General features: G+C 41.5%; 13 protein-coding genes. 6 read left to right on the forward strand and 7 right to left on the reverse strand.

Features of this window, described 5'->3' with window-relative positions:
• The first annotated feature begins 145 nt into the window (after nt 1-145).
• Genes J7K40_02645 through J7K40_02660 form a run of 4 tightly spaced genes read left to right on the forward strand, consistent with a single transcriptional unit; the run spans nt 146 to nt 2,998 of the window.
• The gene (locus J7K40_02645; GenBank protein MCD6161293.1) at nt 146-1,186 is read left to right on the forward strand and encodes a M4 family metallopeptidase; all 1,041 of its coding nucleotides are present in this window, start codon (nt 146-148) and stop codon (nt 1,184-1,186) included.
• 30 nt (nt 1,187-1,216) lie between these two features.
• Complete coding sequence (locus J7K40_02650; GenBank protein ID MCD6161294.1) at nt 1,217-1,987, forward strand: PepSY domain-containing protein; 771 nt, start codon at nt 1,217-1,219, stop codon at nt 1,985-1,987.
• A gap of 43 nt (nt 1,988-2,030) precedes the next feature.
• Nucleotides 2,031-2,711 carry a hypothetical protein gene (locus J7K40_02655; GenBank protein ID MCD6161295.1) on the forward strand — a complete coding sequence of 227 codons (681 nt, stop codon included), beginning with the start codon at nt 2,031-2,033 and terminating at the stop codon, nt 2,709-2,711.
• Nucleotides 2,708-2,998 (forward strand): hypothetical protein, encoded by a 291-nt coding sequence (locus J7K40_02660; protein MCD6161296.1) that lies wholly within the window; start codon nt 2,708-2,710, stop codon nt 2,996-2,998. The genes J7K40_02655 and J7K40_02660 overlap by 4 nt, the downstream gene beginning before the upstream one ends.
• Before the next feature lie 199 nt (nt 2,999-3,197).
• Here the strand turns inward: J7K40_02660 and J7K40_02665 are convergent, their stop codons facing one another.
• Nucleotides 3,198-8,057, reverse strand: coding sequence for an immune inhibitor A (locus J7K40_02665; GenBank protein ID MCD6161297.1), 4,860 nt, complete (start codon nt 8,055-8,057; stop codon nt 3,198-3,200).
• Between the two features lie 366 nt (nt 8,058-8,423).
• Nucleotides 8,424-10,574, reverse strand: a complete 2,151-nt coding sequence (locus J7K40_02670; GenBank protein ID MCD6161298.1) for an RNA-binding transcriptional accessory protein — start codon at nt 10,572-10,574, stop codon at nt 8,424-8,426.
• Nucleotides 10,575-10,827: 253 nt separating this feature from the next.
• Between J7K40_02670 and J7K40_02675 the strand changes: the two genes are divergently transcribed.
• Both J7K40_02675 and J7K40_02680 read left to right on the forward strand, forming a co-directional pair.
• Nucleotides 10,828-12,174 carry a hypothetical protein gene (locus J7K40_02675; protein ID MCD6161299.1) on the forward strand — a complete coding sequence of 449 codons (1,347 nt, stop codon included), beginning with the start codon at nt 10,828-10,830 and terminating at the stop codon, nt 12,172-12,174.
• Between the two features lie 10 nt (nt 12,175-12,184).
• Nucleotides 12,185-12,835 carry a TrkA family potassium uptake protein gene (locus J7K40_02680; GenBank protein MCD6161300.1) on the forward strand — a complete coding sequence of 217 codons (651 nt, stop codon included), beginning with the start codon at nt 12,185-12,187 and terminating at the stop codon, nt 12,833-12,835.
• A 168-nt stretch (nt 12,836-13,003) separates the two neighbouring features.
• Here J7K40_02680 and J7K40_02685 read toward each other — a convergent pair whose 3' ends face one another.
• The 5 genes from J7K40_02685 to J7K40_02705 all read right to left on the reverse strand — a co-directional run bounded on the left by J7K40_02685 (nt 13,004) and on the right by J7K40_02705 (nt 18,315).
• Complete coding sequence (locus tag J7K40_02685) at nt 13,004-14,863, reverse strand: S9 family peptidase (GenBank protein MCD6161301.1); 1,860 nt, start codon at nt 14,861-14,863, stop codon at nt 13,004-13,006.
• A gap of 91 nt (nt 14,864-14,954) precedes the next feature.
• The gene (locus tag J7K40_02690; GenBank protein MCD6161302.1) at nt 14,955-16,376 is read right to left on the reverse strand and encodes an LPP20 family lipoprotein; all 1,422 of its coding nucleotides are present in this window, start codon (nt 16,374-16,376) and stop codon (nt 14,955-14,957) included.
• 68 nt (nt 16,377-16,444) lie between these two features.
• Complete coding sequence (locus J7K40_02695; GenBank protein MCD6161303.1) at nt 16,445-16,582, reverse strand: hypothetical protein; 138 nt, start codon at nt 16,580-16,582, stop codon at nt 16,445-16,447.
• A gap of 24 nt (nt 16,583-16,606) precedes the next feature.
• On the reverse strand, nt 16,607-17,089 hold the full coding sequence (locus J7K40_02700) for a hypothetical protein (protein ID MCD6161304.1): 483 nt from the start codon (nt 17,087-17,089) through the stop codon (nt 16,607-16,609).
• A 65-nt stretch (nt 17,090-17,154) separates the two neighbouring features.
• Nucleotides 17,155-18,315: a hypothetical protein gene (locus tag J7K40_02705; GenBank protein MCD6161305.1), complete on the reverse strand. Its 1,161-nt coding sequence runs from the start codon at nt 18,313-18,315 to the stop codon at nt 17,155-17,157.
• Nucleotides 18,316-18,594: the final 279 nt, after the last annotated feature.

The following is an 18,594-nucleotide window of genomic DNA, read 5'->3' on the forward strand; positions in this document are numbered from 1 at the left end:
CTATTACTTGTTGCATGCAAACCAATAGGCAGTCCGCCGCGGCGGACTGCTCTTCGTTTTAGATGCTCATGTTTATGCCGGATGGATATATGATGAATGGTTTGATAAGTTTAACAGAAATGGATATGACAGCATAGGCAGCAGTATGAAATCGTGGGTAGATAATAACGATTATTGTTCAGAAGGAGTGATTGCTCGGTTCGATTTTATTATCGAGGGTGTTTTTTATAGATTACTTCCGCCAGGTTATAGATCTGGAACTAGAAGTATTGATATTGTTGCTCATGAATGGACTCATGGATTGACAGGTTTCGAATCGGATTTATGGTGTGAAAACGAACCAGGCGCGCTTGATGAATCATTTTCGGATATGATGGGTGCTTATATTGCAAGTTTAAGAGATCCATCAGATACGAATATATGGAGAATTGGTGAAAATGTTTATATGGATGGAAGATGTGTAAACAATATGAAGTTTCCTGAGGAGAATCTACATCCAAGTGTTTATCTAGGGCTATTATGGTATACCGATACTGATAGCCAAAACAATCTTGTTCATACCAATAACGGAGTTCCCAGTAAAATGTTTTATCTATTATCCGAGGGAGGACACTATACTGATACGGATGTAACAGGAATAGGCATTGAAAATGCCATAAAAATTATGTATGAAGCTAATTGTACTTATTGGAGTGAATATAGCGGTTTTCACAATGCTCTTGAAGGTTCGTTTCGAGCGGTATTAGATATAGAAGATTCGCTTGGTATCGATATTTGGGGATCATTAGCTGTTCCGGTGGCACAAGCTTGGAATGCTGTTAATGTTCAGGATAATACGTGTGCTTTTATTCCAGGGGACTGTGATGGTGATGGAATTGGAGGAACCATGTTTGATTATATATTTTTAGAAAATGTATTATTTCATGGAGGTGGAATTGATGGCACGCCATTATGCTTGATGCCTTATAATAACAATACAGACCGTCAGCATCCGGTAGCGCTGGATATCAACGGTGATTGCACCGTAACTATGGCTGATTTTAGTTTTTTTGACATTTATTGGGCTGATGCACAAGAGCTTACCAATGATGATCATATTGGGTTCAACTGGTGTCCTTATTTTGAGCCTGACTTATCTTTAATAACAGCAATTAAAAGAAAAACAAAAGAAGATGAATCTAAGTAATTTAATTATTAACATAAACCGGAGGAATTCATGATTAATAAAATATTAATAATCTTCATAACTCTCTTAATATCAGCAAATGCTCAGGAAAATAAGAAGCAAAATAGCCAAGAACTACCTGATACTTCTAAAACCAATTCATACGAATTTAAAATAAAAGAACCGAGCAAAGTAATTGAAGAATTTGGTTTGGGTAAGATTGAAAAAATAAATCTAAACGATAATGGTACTCCATCATGGATTTGGGGTGATTTAAACAAAGGAATAACAGAAACCGACCCGATAGAAAAATGCTATCAGTTTTTTGAACTGCATAAAGAGTTATTTGGTATGATAAATCCACGCGAAGAACTGGTAGTATATAGAACACAGGGCGGCGATCGGGTCAGTACTGTTAAATTTTATCAAGCGCATGGAGGTGTAAGGGTACGATTTGGACAGTATTTTGTTCATTTTAATAAAGATGAAAAGATTACTGGCATAAATGGATCTTTTGACCCAGAAGCCAGAAGTATCGATGCGATTCCTTCAATCAGTGTTGAGCAAGCGAGAGAAATAGCTATAAATTCTATGGAGAAACCAACAACAAATTTATATACCCCTGAAAGGGTCAAACCTGAACTTTATATTGCCAGGTTTGGTGGTAATGATGATGTATTTAACGGTAAATTCAGATTAGTATGGAAATGGCCATTTGTAGGAGTGCCGCCAGATAATTCATCATGGTATTATTATATTGATGCAAAAACAGGTGAGTTTGTTAAAAGAGAATCAGCTGTTAGAAGTACACCATTGAAGTAAAGGAAAATAATCGGTATTAAGCGCTAAAATAGGAGTGAATAAAATGTTGAAATTTTCTAATTGCATAAAAATACTAATAGTCTTTTTCATTTTTTTCAGTACGGTTTATGCCACTGACCCTGGCATTCCCGATTCAGTGATTGCAGGAAATCTTGATGGTTCACCTATATTATCTTGTCCTGGCGACACTATAAATATACCAATCTGGGTAAAAAATGATGAAGATGCTGTATTACTATATTTCTTAATTGCGATTGATGATCAGTATATTTCAGATTACCTAAATGGTCAAGTATATGGCATCTTAGATACTCTTTCTGATCCGCCTCATTGGGACATGTATGGATTTCATAACCCGTTTCAGGATTTGCTATCACCCGGCTATTCTTCATATCCTTTATTATGCAAATCTGATGACCCTTTTCATATTCCTTATGACTGGCTGCCATTCAATACTCAAAGTGAGTGGGTAAAAGCTGCAGACTTTACATTTGTATTAAGCTCTGATGAATCTATCATAGGTGATTCCATTCAAGTTATAGAAGGAGAGAATCCTATCTTAACCGGTGGTATATGTTTTACTGATAATAGCGGATATAATGAATGGTTTCCCGACTTTGTCGGCGGCACAATACTTATCGTCCCCGGCGGCTATGAATACCTCCCTGGCGATGCTAACATGGCGCTGGGCTTATGGCCGCCAAGAGTGCAAGGAGCGATATGACCTACCTCGTTAATTATTTTAAGGGGTCATCCACAAGCCAGCCTTGCCTTCTGGATGGTTTTTGGGCCTCCGCTGATATTAATGGCGACTGCAATGTAATCGGCACTGATGTAACCCGGCTGGTTAACTATTTCAGAGGCACAGGCATTATCGAATACTGCGCCGATTACGAGCCGCTATGGCTCTCAACTTCAGAAGCTGAAGTTTGCGGCGAACCCGACGGCTGGCCAAACTGCGAGACGCCGCCTGTAACCGGCAGAGTTATACCAAGCGGCACCGGCATGTAAGATACTATTACTTGTTGCATGCAAACCAATAGGCAGGTCTCGGGGAGACTTGCCCTACATTCTTATCAGCAAATAAAAAGCGCGGGCAAAATACCCGCGCTATATTAATTTGGCTGGTGTACGTCCTCGTGCACCAGCGTTGTTGGCAGACGAGGACGTCCGCCAACCACAATAATAATACCCGCGCTATATTCAAGAATTATTTAATATTGACCGGCAATTTTTCCTTCGTTACCTTCAGTACTGCCGGGCTCGAAGGCGGTAAAGCCGGACAATAAGCAGGCGGAGGATTGAAGCCTCGGAAATATGAAATTAAATACGTAATGTCAGAACCCAAGAACTGACAGTTGCCGTTAGCGTCACCGGCTACATATAACCACTCTTCAGACGAATCGTTATAGCAGCTATCCGGCGGGGGAGCGCTCGCGCCGCGGAAGTAATTTATACCGTAAATAACATCCGCGCCAATAACATTACCATCGCCGTTAATATCGCCGGGCACATAATCGCATACATATGCTTCCTCGACAGTAAGCGCAACAATTATCGTAAACGGTGTATCGGAAGCATTGGACATGCCCAAGATACCGCCAATATATTCGCCAATTGCCAACGCGCTGGCATCAAGGGCAACAACAAGCGTATCCTGACCTGATTCAGCAATAGTAAATATACTGTCTGAAAGTGAAATCCAATTCTCTTCAGTACTAAAATTAGCAATCAAACCGGCAGTACCAATGTTATAAACAATAATATCATGCGCTGCCTGCTGTCCCTGTATAAGCGTATCGGAAATCTCCATGGGCGAAACTACAATAATGGGAAATCCAGCTCCGCCAACATCGAAAGTAACCGGAATATTGATATTCGGATTAGTAGGGTCGTTGCTGGTAAGAATCAATGAGCCGGTATAAATAGCCTCAGGCAGTTCGGAGGCATCAAATGTAATAGTCGCGATAAGGCTATCATGCGCCTCGATAGTACCGGAAGTCGGTTCGGCAAACAGCCATCGCGTTGTGTTTTTAAACTCGATGGCCAGGTTATTTTGCACATAGGGCGCATTATAAACAACCTGTAAGCCAACACTGCCATTACCATTCTGTATACCGATAGTTGCCGAATTATTCGGCATGTTTATATCCTGATACTGGAAATATATCTTGCCGTTAGACAGCAGAATTATCTGGAACGTGTAAGGTCCGCCATCTCCATAGTGGGGTACGCCAATCCAGGAAATTATCAAACTGTCAACGCCATTTGAATAATAGTAGGCACTACCGCCATTATTGAAGTTTAAATCATCCCATAAGGGAGCGATAAGATTGACCGGTTCACTGCCATTAGTGGGAATCTGGTCGTTGGAATAATCTGTAACAGTCGATGTAAACGACATAAATCCGTTTGTGCTAAGCCTGAAAGTGTTAAACAAATTGCCATAGAATTCAAAGTTAAAGCCTATAGAAAATGGTCCAACGTTAGTATCATCGCCGAGGCCGGTAATAGGCGTGCCAATCGATGTTATATCAATCCAGCTATAGGTTGGGCCAGCCGGTTCGTTGGAATCTTTCCATGAGTAGCCGAATGCATCAGGACCGCCCTGGTCGCGATTCACGGGCGGGAAATAAGGTTCGGGCTTAGCGCCTGGTTTATCCGAGAGGTTATGATAACCGAGAGGTTTTATAGATGACAACCTTACAGCATCCGCAACTTTCTTTATATTGCCAAAGCTCAGGATACTGTCATCGGTTTCAGCAGAGAGGCTGAAATAGAGCGGGCCTTCGCCGTTGTTGGCAAGAATTAAATCGCGCGTAATCAGTTCACCGGAAGCTGCAGTTACCGAATATGAGATTGGATTAATGGATAGTTCCGGCGGATTCTGGGGAAGATTGTTAGTGAGGGCTACATCATCAATATACCAGCCTGCTTTATTAATGTAACTATCCGAGCCAAATAACCATCTGAATTGAACAACCTGGCCGGCATAATCGTCCAATCCGAAATTTGCCCGCTCCCAGCCGGAACTGGTATTCGTATAGCCCGGCTCGTTAAGAGAATAAATATACATGTCAGGATAACCGCCCTCAGGCGTAAGCAGATTCCATGATGCACCGCCGTTTGTAGAAATGGATACATTGCCCCCATCATAACTGTTCTCCATATCATACCAGTGATAAAATTCGAACTGGGCAGCGGGAGAATTAATTATCATTGAAGCACTGATTAATACATCATGACAATTTAATGGGTAATCACCGCCTAAGTTAGTGCCCCAGACATTGACGCCATAATATGCCTCATTCGGACCGCTGTTTGGTTCACCCCATTGCCAACTCCCCGACCCGCTGTAGCCGCCATCATTAAATTCGAAAGATTCGGCAGTTCTTAATTCAAAATCCAAGCTATTTACATAGCCTCCCGCAGCGGTAATCTCAAGGTTAAACACAACAGAATGACCCTGCGGAAAGTCATCATCGGCAACTACCGTGAAAACATCATCATGGTTGTCGGCTGTACCGCCATCAGGGGCTATATTGCCAAACGTTCCATTAGCATCGGTTATGGACACCATTTCATCATCTTCAGAGATAATACAATTTACCGTATTAGCCGCAGCCGAACCGTTGTTTATCAAGGTAATCACGATATCGGCAGTCTCGCCAGCCTCTAAGATGCCATTGCCGTTTCCGGTTTCATCATTAATAATAAGGGAAACAAAGTCAACATCCGGAGCATGAACAGGGATTGAGAAATAGCTTGTCCAGGTTTCTATGCTTGTCGAATCGTTTATTTCCAATTCGAATGCAATCAGGTGACCATCCGGTGTATTAGAGGCAACATCAAAGGAATAGGCATCATCAGCGCTGGCTGTTCCATAATCACCGTCGATATCGCCATAGAATTCGGAGCCATCATTGATAGTTGTATGGGAGTCGGTCGAACCAAGATTGGCCGAAACGCTATAAGCCTGATCGGGACCGACATTAACAAGTGTTGCATCCAGCAATACCGATTCGCCGAAATCGACCTCGCCATTATTATTACCGTTGGAATCGTCAATTACAAAGCTGTCTAAAACAACATAAGGTCCGTCAGGAGCAATCACTAATATATTGGCAATGTAAGCAACTTTATTATAAGCGGTAACTGTAAGAGTTACATTTTCCCCAATCGGCAATTCCTCAGAAATAGGAATTACAGCCATTCCACCTGCGCCGGTATAAGCCGAACCATATAGTGTGCCATTATAATAAATCGCGCCTAAGGCATTTTCGATACCGACAACTTCAATATTAATTTCACTAATATTAAAAATTACCGAATTGTCATGATTGACTGTCATGCTTGTTGGAGTATCAGTAAATAACTGAACGGAGGGATCTCCAAATATATGCCATGTGTCATAAGTTTTGATGCCTGAATCGTTATAGTTTAAATCGAGCATAAGGCAAGAACCATTATAACAAATACCGCCAAATGTGCTCATTGTTTCGGCTACTAAGAGGTCAACTGCTTCGTCCTGAGCATCCATAGGGGGGTTCCAATCCTGATTGATAGAGGACATATAAGCAGCGATAGCGCCGGTTGGATTACCGTTATTAGTTGCCCTCAACCAAGCCTCGCCAAAACATGTATAGCCGTTGAACCAACCATTTTGACAAGCAACGGATATAATAAATGGCAGCATATTTTCGTTTGTGAGCGCATTAACATGCGAATTTGAAAAATCAGTTGTGCTCCAACTTGTAATGCTCCCATGACCAGTATAATTTATTATGCCTCTTCCGGCATTCACCGCCGCAGTAACATCGCCGGCGCTGGCGCCGGGGTCATATATTTGGTCAACATGAGTATAGCTATAAGCCAGCAGGTCATCACGGATATAATCTTCATGCTCATAATCATACTCGCCATGATGTCCCGGGCCTCCAGTGGAGGCTATACCGGTACCCATATGATGCCAGTCAGTACCTTGAGGATATTTCTCATAATTTACAGTACGTTCAACCTGCGTTTGAACATCAGCGACACTTTCAGCCGAGAATCGCCCGACAAAAATATCCGGATAGTGGTCATTGCCGGCAAGCTTGGCATAGCTGGGGTCGGATGCGCCGTCGTATGATTCCGGGTAATCCACATAATTATAATCTCCGACAAGCAGCACAAAGGCTAAGTCGGTTGAATCATAAAAATCCTGGATATAGTGATGAATAAGATCATCCTGATTGCCGATATCGGACACATCAATAATAGTTGTTTTAATACCCTTTTGTCTTTTCCACTCCACTAAGGGCATCATCGCATCATGAAAAACATCGGCAGTGATTATAAGTATATCGCCCTGCTCGACAACCGGCGTATAAGTTAGCAGGCTGTAATTATAGTTAATAAATCTTCTTTGATAAAGCAGTTTAAAATCGGGAGTAACCTTAGCAAGCGGTTTGTGCCTGTCGAATACATTAACCTCGCCCGAACCATCAGCGATAACTTCAACAGTTATAGATGAATAAACCCGAAGCGTTTTTTCGGCCGGATTATATTGAAATGGGTGTATTTCAACAACCATACCGCGATAATCCCTTAATATGTAAGGCTCGTTTGATTTTGCCAGCAATGATGGATACCAGTTGTCAGAACCATATATACCGCCAAAAGTATAGGGAACATCATCAGGATTGATAGTGCGTGAAAAATGTCCCTTTGATGGAATCACCGCCATTGACGGGAAATCCTTGTATTCTGCTGACAGCACGTTAACTCGCATTTTGGCATCATCCGATATTATCATGCTGCGGCATATTTTCGGCAAAGCGGGTTCGCCCACATTATAAAGCGCCCCCTCTTTGGCGCACTCAATTTTATAATATTTTTCGCCGTCAATTTCGACAGCTTCAGCTGTGAAACCGCCAACATCGAAGCGAATAACAGTACGCATATCATTTGACTGCTCGACAGTAACTCGTGAATCTTCCTCGATATTTCCCAGTTTAAAATGTTTACCAGCCATCGCAGTTACTGTTAATGACAGTAAAATTATCAAGATCACCGTAATGTGTTTCATAAACTCCCTTCCTCTAAACTAAAAGGATATGATAAGATACTATATGCTTGGTCTCCCCAATAACTACCAAAGTCATATCAATTTATAGTCTTTACTTCGACCAAATCATAAATATAATTCAGTCGTTAAATCTACATTTAAAGACTTTATGGCAATATAACTGTTTTAACATAAATGCCAAACATTTTTTTGTCTAATACATTGACAATCATGACGTTGTTTAAAACGCAAATGTTAAGCAAGTAAGTATATCGGGTTCCGACTCGCCGCAGGCGAGAAGAAACCCGACACCTCGCGACAATATAATCCTCTTTTATCATAGTAAAATCACATATCAAAGTCGAAATGTCGGGTTTTTCCCTCCGGTCAGAACCCGACCTGCTTAGCTCTATCCCTCATAGATAGCGAGATGCGCTTTCGGTCAATGTCAACATTCAAAACCGTAACCGTTACCTTCTGCTGAACCTTAACTATCTCAGTCGGGTCCTTTACGAATCGGTTGGCTAATTCGCTGATATGCACCAAGCCATCCTGATGAACACCAATATCAACAAAGGCGCCGAAAGCGGTTACATTAGTAATAATACCGGGAAGCTTCATGCCGGGTTTGAGGTCATCCATTTTCTTAACCGATTCGGAAAAGCTGAATGTCGTATACTCATCACGGGGATCGCGGCCGGGTTTAGCTAATTCTCTCATTATATCCAGCAAGGTGGGCAGGCCAATTTTATCATCGACATACCGGTTTAAGTCGATTTGCTCACGAAGGCTTTCATCTTGCATAAGCTGTTCTACTGTACAGCTAATATCAGCGGCCATTTTTTCCACTATCGGATAGCTTTCGGGGTGAACTGCGCTTTTATCAAGCGGGTTTGATGAATCGGCTATACGGATAAAACCTGCCGCCTGCTCAAAAACCTTAGGCCCAAGACGCGGAACTTTATTTAAAACTTTGCGCGACTTAAATGGCCCGTTCTCATTTCGGTAATTGATAATATTCTTCGCCAAGCTTGGCCCTAATCCGGAGACATAAGTTAATAGCTGTTTGCTGGCGGTGTTGACCTCTACTCCAACCGCATTAACACAGCTTATCACAGTATCGTCAAGCCCCTGTTTCAGGTCGGTTTGGTCAACATCATGCTGATACTGCCCGACGCCAATCGATTTGGGATCGATCTTGACCAGCTCGGACAGCGGGTCCAATAAGCGGCGGCCTATTGAAACAGCGCCGCGAACAGTGATATCATAATCGGGGAACTCATCCCGCGCAATCTTGGAGGCTGAGTAAATCGATGCGCCCGCCTCGTTGACCATCTCTATCATGATATGTTTCGGCAATCCCAAACCTCGAATAAATTCCTCCGTTTCCCGTCCGGCAGTGCCATTACCGATAGCAATTACCCTGATCTTGAATTTATCACATAAGGCTATTACCTCAGAGGCGGCATCCTCGCGTTTGGCGCTTCCTGTATGCGGGTAGATAGTCGTATTGTAATCAAGCTTGCCCTGGCTGTCCAAACAAACAAGTTTACAACCTGTGCGAAAACCGGGGTCAAGAGCCATGACGCTTTTCTGGCCTAATGCTGGCGCCATCAAGAGTTCGCGAAGGTTTTCGGCAAATACCCTTATCGCCTCTTTATCGGCGTTTTTGCGTGAATCAACGCGGATTTCGGCTTCCATCGCCGGGCCAAGCAGACGTTTATAGCTATCCTGCACCGCCAGCCTGACCTGTTCGGAGGCAGGGTTATCGCCAAGTATGAATAGCCCCTCAAGTATTGCCATAGCCGCTTCCTCAGGCGGGGCGATATGCATACTCAATATCGATTCGTTTTCACCGCGCCGCATCGCCAGCAGACGGTGCGAGGGAACATCGACAGCTGGTTCTTCCCAGTCGAAATAATCGGTAAACTTAGCGCCGTCTTTTTCCTTGCCGGAAATTACTTTCGTACGGATTACGCCTTTCTCAGTAAAAAGCTCCCTTAGACGGGCGCGGGCGTCAGCATCCTCATTGACCCAGGCGGCTATTATATCGCGCGCGCCGGCAAGGGCATCCTCGACAGTTGCCACTTCCTTTTCGGAATCAATAAAAGCTTCCGCTTCCGCTAACGGGTCTATATCATCCTGCTCAAACAGCATTTCGGCTAATGGTTCCAGCCCGCGTTCGATAGCGATAGTCGCCCGAGTGCGGCGTTTGGGTTTGAATGGCAGGTATATATCCTCAAGCACCGCCATAGTTTCGGCGGCATCGATTTTTGCTTTCAATTCATCGTTAAGCAAGCCGCGTTCATCGAGCGACTTGAGGATAGCCTCGCGCCGCTTGTCTAATTCCCGAAGCTGAGCTATGCGGTCGCGGATAGTGGTAATCTGCACTTCCTCAAGGCTGCCGGTTGCCTCTTTGCGGTAGCGCGCAATAAATGGCACCGTGGCGTCATTATCGAGAAGCGCGACTGCGGCGGCAACCTGTTTGGGATTGAGGCTGAGTTCGTTAGCTATTTTTTGTATGTGGGCGGGGTTCATCATATCCTTAAAATGCTTACTTTAAAATTATTAGCAATGAATATATAAAAATTTTTTAAAAGCGAAAGGGAAAAGGGTTAAGAAGTCAATAATGTTGTAAAATAGAAATTAAAGAGTCGTTCGTTTTATATCTCGATTTTTATCAACTTGTTTTTTATTAGACTGAATTCTTAGTATATTTTGAGATGAATTACACTGCTGTCCGGTCTTTTTCATATTGATAATAAACGTTTTTATTGATATATTCTAACTCATGGAATTATTCGGCATCAATCCGGGACGCAGGGTTATTATTTATTTCATGATAGCTATAATAATAGGGACAATTCTTTTAAAATTGTCGATAAGCGCTCAGGATAAGCCAATAGATTTAATTGATGCCCTGTTTACTTCAACTTCCGCCGTATGCGTTACCGGGCTAACCGTTGTCGATACCGGCAAAGATTTCTCTCTTTTTGGGCAGATTGTAATATTAATTCTGATCCAGTTTGGGGGATTGGGAATAATGACATTTGCCACTGCTTTGCTTATAGCATTTGGGTCAAAATTGACATTTCAAGACAGGCTGGGCTTAACTCAGAGTTTTACCGCTAACAAAAAAGGTGAAACTTCCTCGCTAATAAAAGCTATATTATCCATTACTCTTTCAATCGAATTAATTGGCGCATTAGCCATGTTTTTAAAATTTAAAAATGAGTTCCCGGTTGGAAAAGCGATATTCTATTCAATTTTTCATTCCGTATCAGCCTTTTGTAATGCCGGCTTTTCCATTTTCTCTAATAGTCTTGAGAATTACCGCTACGATTATTATATCATCATTATATTTGCGGTATTGATAATTATAGGCGGACTTGGCTTTACGGTTATAAGGGAGTTGTTTGATAAATTTAATAATCGACAAGTAAAAATATCATTACATTCAAAACTATGTCTTTTGACAACTGCGATTTTGCTTATTGTCGGGACGATTGCCTATTTAACCGCCGAGTATCAAAATGTATTTCAAAATTCGGGGGCTGCATATAATACCGCTAACGCTTTTTTTCAATCTGTGACCTCGCGCACTGCGGGTTTCAATACTATTTCTCAAAATGAATTGACTGAAGTTAGCATGATGATTACAATTTTCTTAATGTTTGTTGGCGCCTGTCCGGGTTCGACTGGCGGCGGCATAAAAACTATCACATTCATGGTTATTTTGCTGTTGATTATTAATCGATTTTCCGGGCGAAGTGTAGTAACCATATTTAAGCGAACAATCAGCGGCGATTCAATAATACGCGCTATTACTGTATTCATTCTGGCATTTTTTGTGATTGCAGCGGCGCTGGCAATATTTATGTTTGCTGAGGAAAAACCTTTAGCGTATTGTATCACTCATGGCTGGTTTGGCGAAAGTCTTTTCGAGATAGTTTCCGCTTTTAGCACAGTTGGCCTATCATTGGGAATGACATCAAAGCTGCACGATTTCAGCAAAATTATCTTAATAATAACAATGTTCACCGGCAGAGTAGGTTTATTGACCTTAGCCTTTGCCTTTGCCAAAAAGCCAAAACAAGGCGAAATCGTATATTCTGAAGAATCCGTTATGACCGGATAGTGGAGATAATATGAAAGAATTTGCTGTAATAGGAATGGGTAATTTTGGGGAGATGTTGGTTAGGAAATTAACCGAATTAGGATGTAAAGTAACCGCAGTCGATATTAACAAAACTCAGGTGCAAGCCTTACAGGAATATGCAGACCAGGCAATTTTAGCAAATGCGGCCGACAGAAAGTTCTTAGAAAATCTGGAAGTGAGCAATTATGATTGTTTTATTATATCTACCGGCGAGGATTCCCACGCTTCAATACTTATCACTCTTTACCTTAAGGAATTGGGAGCTAAAAAAATAATCGTTAAGGCAAATACTGCCGATCATGCCCGGATATTGTATAAAGTTGGTGCTGATGATGTAATTATTCCCGAAGAAGATATGGCTGTTAAAATAGCAAAAAATTTAGCTCAGCCAAATGTGCTCGATTATCTGCCGTTGAGTGATGAATATTTAATCGCCGAGATTATAGCACCTTCAAAATTTATTGGGAAGACGCTTAAAACATTAAAACTTCGAACTGAATATCATTTAGAGGTAATAGCTATTAAAGATAAGGCTATTAAAAAATTTAATTTTATCCCTCATGCTGATTATGAAATTCAGCAATCGGATGTGCTTGTTGTTTTGGGAAAGGAAAAAAACATAGAAGATATAAAGGAATAAATCGGTTTATCTATCTCGTTTATATCTATAATTACCAACAACTGCTAAAGCGCCGCTTCATGATGCCGTCCGCCGCGGCGAGCTTGCCCTGCAATTACTGCTGCCTTTAAGTTGACGCACAACGATGTGCCTTGTGGCGGGGACATACGTCAACCATTATCTCTTAGCTTAATATTTCAGATGCTTATCGAAAAACTCTATCAACTTTCGATAAAAGGCTATATTGTTTTCCTTCTTGGCTGTGCCATGCCCTTCATCCTGAAAAATCAATGTATCAACTGTGCCGCCTCTGTTATTAATAGCATGAAATATCTGCCGCGCTTCATCAACAGGCACCCTTGGGTCATTTACGCCATGCACTAACAATAGCGGTGAGGTGATATTATCAACCTTAGACATTGGGGAGATAGATTCCAGCCAGACCGAATCGGTAAGCGGCCCGTATTCAGCCTCCCTGATGGCTCTCCGATAATCCGCAGTGTTAATTAGGAAAGTTTTGAAATTGGAGATGCCGACTTTTGCTACGGACGCGCCCCAGTAATCGGGATACTCTGTAATAGCAGCCAAAGCAACATACCCGCCATAGGATGTTCCTTTGATGGCTATCTTGCCTTTTTTTGCATATCCTTGCTCGATAAGCCAGTCGGCTGCTGCTTTGTAGTCTTTTATAGAATCGAGCCGCTTGCGGTGGTCATCGAGGGTCATATATTCTCTGCCGTAGCCCTCGCTTCCCCTGACATTGGGAGCCAATATGCCATAACCGTTTTGAAGTAGATACTGAAAATGGCGGTAGAAGAACGGCCGATACTGCCCCTCCGGTCCGCCATGAGCATGGATAACAAACGGTATCACATCGCCTTTATAGCCGGGCGGAAGAAACAGGAATGCCGGAATCTCTTTGCCATCGAAAGTTTTATAATGTATGAGAATTGGTTCGATGAAAATATCGGGATTGATGCCGGCATAGCTGGAGAAAGTTACCTGTTTTAATTTCTTTGTTTGCCAATTCCAGGTCCAGAGATCACCGGTTTTAGTAGGCGAGTTGTAGTTGAATATCAATTGACTGCCCTTGCCAAAGTATGGTCCCGATATGATGCCCGAAAGCGGCGGCGCTGGAAGCTCTTTATGTGATTCCGTATCGATTATATGCAGGATACCGTAGCCGTTCTCATTATCAATCCAAGCTAAATAGCGGCGGTTATCGGATAAAACCATATCCTCGGTTTCCCAGGGGGAATTGAGGTTGATAAACTCGAATTTATCTTTCTTAATATTGTATTTGGCGACTTTCTTGAGGTTCATTTTATTCTTGTTAGTTACCATCCAGATATATTTATTATCCGGTGAGAACTGCCCGCCATTAAAATTGTAGTCGCCTTTATGCTTCGCAAGCTGTTCTATTTTGTGGGATTCAAGATTCAACAAATAAAGCTCGTTATTAACATTTTTCGGCCAGGCTTCAATAAGCAATAGACTGCCGTCAATGGATATATCCACAGGATCATTTATGCCCTCGATATCTTTTACCAGCCGTGATTGGCCGGTTTCGACAGCCATAGCATAGATATAGAAATCGCGGTTATTAGCTTCATTTGAGTAATAATAAATCGTCTTCGAATCCGGACCCCATATTACCGAACCAAATCTTACATCCAGTTTGTCGGTTAATGCTTTTATTCTGCCGGTATTAGGATTCATCAAATATATCTGACTTCTCTCATTACCGCCGCGGCAGGCCATAACAATCATTTTAGAACCATCCGGGGATATATTATAACCGTTGATGCCGTCATCAAAGAAAGTCAGACGGTACGGCCAGCCTTCCTTGGTGATTTTATATATCTGCATTTCGCCGGAAATGGAGGAAGCAAAGTATATCATGCCATCAATCGGGGAAATTTCTCCCATGCCGGCACCGCCTATTTGCATGAAAGTGGCTATATCGGGAATGTATTCATCATCAGCTTGTAAAATGGGACTTGAAACAAATAACATCAGTACGATAATGATATTAATTATTCTTAACATGTTAATCCTTTCATTAATTTTAAAAGCAAAACAACTCCATAATATTAAAATACGATATTCCTGCTGATGGGTTTCCAAAGTTTAATTAATATTATCTCTTAATCGCTGCCAGCAAATCAGACACAATCTCATCCCGCACCCGTTGGCCGGCATTCTTGTATGCTTTCAAACCGGCCTTATCAAAATTCAGATCGATACCCTTGATATCATGAAGCGACTGTTTGTAAAGCTCCTCGCCTTTATTCCTATCATATACTAAGACCGAAAAATTAACAAAAGAGGAGTACATTTCACCCATTATTTCAGAACCCTGCTTAGATTGAGCCTCGATTGTGATAATATAATCGGCGGTGTTTTTATTATCGATAAAGCTGAAACCATAATAGGAAAGAGCATCCTTAAACGCCGGCTCAATCGCTGGAATGTCCAGTTGATATCCCATATGAGTCTCGCTGGATTTAATATAGGCCGTGATGTTGGAAACGCTTAGTTCTATTTGCTCTGATGGTATAGTGAAACTGTTAACAATCCCTTTGATTATTGGGGATGCTTCATCCAAGGCTATCATACCGCTGATATCAAGTTTAACTTGAATTATCTGGATAGCATCGAATGCTTTTATTTTAGAAATGCGGCATTTCGCTATACCCTGCTGGTCTGTTCGAGCTTTTTCAACCAAATCACCGGAACCGCGAGTGAATGCAAAAGATAGAGGCAGATTCGAGATTCCAAATTCGTCGCCATCCGCAGCTTTATAGACAGCCGCTACTTCCAATGATCTTTTTAATGGCTGGCCTATTTTTGCCTCCATTTTACTGCTGGTTGGCTTTAATTCAATTTTGCTTAAAAGATTTTGTATAGATGAATAAATCTCGTTGAACAGATAAATCCGCAAGCCCTCAAAATCGACCTCAAGCGTTTGGGCTATATATTTTTCTATTGGGTTTAAAGCCTGCAAATAAAACTGTAAGGCGCCGCTTATATCGTTTTGCCTTTCGCTGTTTTTAGCTTTTGTGAATAAATCCAGCGACAACCTAACAGCTCTATCGATTTTCTCCTGCTTATTAAGAGCATATTGCCCTTTCGATAACCTGTAATACACCCAGTAACTGCTGTAATCCTCCCAGGTATCGACAAGCTCATAGCCTTCCAATTCGGCTTTTGTCGAGGTGTGAATATGGCTTTTAAACTCATCCTCAATCATTCCCGAACGTTCGATAACAGTTTGATATGTTTCACCGGAGATATTTACCGCTATTTGCGATGCCAGGTCGTTCAAAGCGGCATCCTTAGCCATCTGGATATGTTCTTGGCTATCGGGACTTTTTGCAACGACTCCAATTCCGATATAATAAAGCTTGCTTATCGGATGTTCGGTAACCCAGCCCGGAGCATCTGATTTTTGTAATAGTTTATTCTTAGCCAAATCCTGTTTTTTACCGCCGGCGCAGGAAAATATAATTGATGTAATTAATATTAAGGGCAATAAATATTTTATGTTAATGGAATTCATTATTATCTCCGGTGGGTTATGATGGTCAAGACCGCGAGATGGTCTTGACCTATAATCAATCAACTGCTCTAAAACACTATGCCGGCAGTTATGCCAATAAACGAAGTGGTTTCATCTTCAGTAAAAATGAACCTCATCAGTCCCTGAAATATAATATTGTTATTACCCGCCGGAAGTTCAAGACCAGCGCCAGCGGCTAAACCCATCTTGTTTTCGTCAGCTTTAACTGTCTATTCCTCGTTATCTACCGATACTGTTGTTTCTCCCGACAGCATATTATAGGTTCCCATTCCGAATATGAATATCTGAGAGCTGGCAGTTGCCGGAGTTAGATAGGGCCGCAAACCGACACCTAATTCAATTACATTGAAATTGCCTTCTGCTTCCATATCATAATCATCTAAATCCATACCATAATTATACCAGTAATAATCCTCCCATTCATCTATAAAGTCATCTACATAAGTATCTCCATCAAAGGTAAATAACTCGTAGGCGCCGCTCAGTGTAACGCCGATATTGGGCGAAGGAAATAAAACATATTGCCCATGCAAACTGAATCCGGTCTTGTAATAATCTTTAAAAACTTCCGGGCCTAATGGAATAGCGCCGCCCGCAAATAATTCAAGCTGGGACCGCCTTATCTGGGCAAATGCCTGAGTAGACATAATAACCAGCAAGAAAATCATCACAAACATTAACCAACGTCTCATACTCTCATCCTTTCCTGTTTTTTTTCAGTTGCTTTCATAGATAAACTAAATAATCTGAATTTAATTTACTTGGTTTGAACTTTATCGTTTACTTGCGGCAAACCGTTTATGTTTTTAATAATTTTTACTTTCGAGTAGCTGTCATAAACATCAATAGCCTGCACTTCGCAGATTTTATCTTTCTTAATATCAAGAGTATCCCCGCTTACCGGATGGATAATAGGTTCGCCTTCCCTGTATATATGGCACTTCATGCCTTTTTTGAGTCCCTGACCGCTGCCCATATCAATCAACAACGATCCCAATTCAGATTGAATAACTATGCCGTTTAAAATCGGCATATCCATATTTAATTTACGGGTTACCTCCCCAATCATTTTCGAAAGACTTAATAATGATAGATTTTTACTGTAGGCATCCTGTGAGGAAATTATTACGGCGGTTTCGGTATCGACAAGACGAGCATCAACCGAAACAGACCTGCCATCGCTGGTGATGCTTCCGAATACTACCACATCAACACCTGCAGTTTTGCCAACCTCAATCGCTGTTGATTGGTCAATTATGCCGGTTAAACCAAGTTTTTGCTCCTTAAGGATGCTCTCAAGCTGCGACCTTTCAATAACTCTAAACCGATTCAAATGATGGAATTCGGTAATCATCTTATCAAACAGGTCGATATCACCAAACTCAGCGCCGATGCCTTTGGTCTCAAATGGCAAAATAGCAATACTCAGCCTGTCTCCAAAAAGCTGGGATTTGTCGCTCGGCGGAGATATTGTCTCATTTTTATCATCAGCAGGTTGAGTTCGATAATCAGAGTCTGTCTCATAAGATGGGTTTGTTTTGGCTCCGGGATGCCCCTCATCTATTAAATCCATAAGCCTTCTTGCTTTTTTCGAGGGGCTTTGCTTAAGCGATAAAGACAGTTCTTCTCTGGCGCGAGTTATATCGCCCAGATTGTAGAAACATGTTCCCATTTCCCGATGCGGATAATATTCTATGAACATGGTGCCGACTCGCTTTTTATTTGTATCTATATTCTCTATTTGAACAGCCTGCTCGAATTTTTCGATTGCCCGGTTCCAATCTTCATTTTTAACAGCATCAAGGCCGGATTTATAAAGTTCATACCATCTCGGGGCGCTGTAAACATTGGCAATATTAAAACAAAAGAACATTCCAATAAGAATGATAATCTTTTTATCTATTTTAAGAACTGTCATTGCTCCTCCACTAATTTTTTATAAGAGCATTTGGTCAACTGCCTTAGTACCCTTGTTAAATGATTCAATTAACTTGTTATCAAGTGATACTTATAATAATATAGTGAAAATCATAGCTTAAACAAAATGAAAAGTCAACAAACCGGAATAAACTAAATTTACTATTTTTTTCACTACTGTCCGGCCTTTTCAATAGAATTCTCCAATTAATACACAATAGATGAAACTTGCTTGAGCCATAACATATAAAACAATAAGCCGTTAGAATATCTTTATAAA

The sequence above is a fragment of the Candidatus Zixiibacteriota bacterium genome, assembly GCA_021159005.1.
In the GTDB taxonomy this organism is placed as follows: Bacteria; Zixibacteria; MSB-5A5; order UBA10806; family 4484-95; genus JAGGSN01.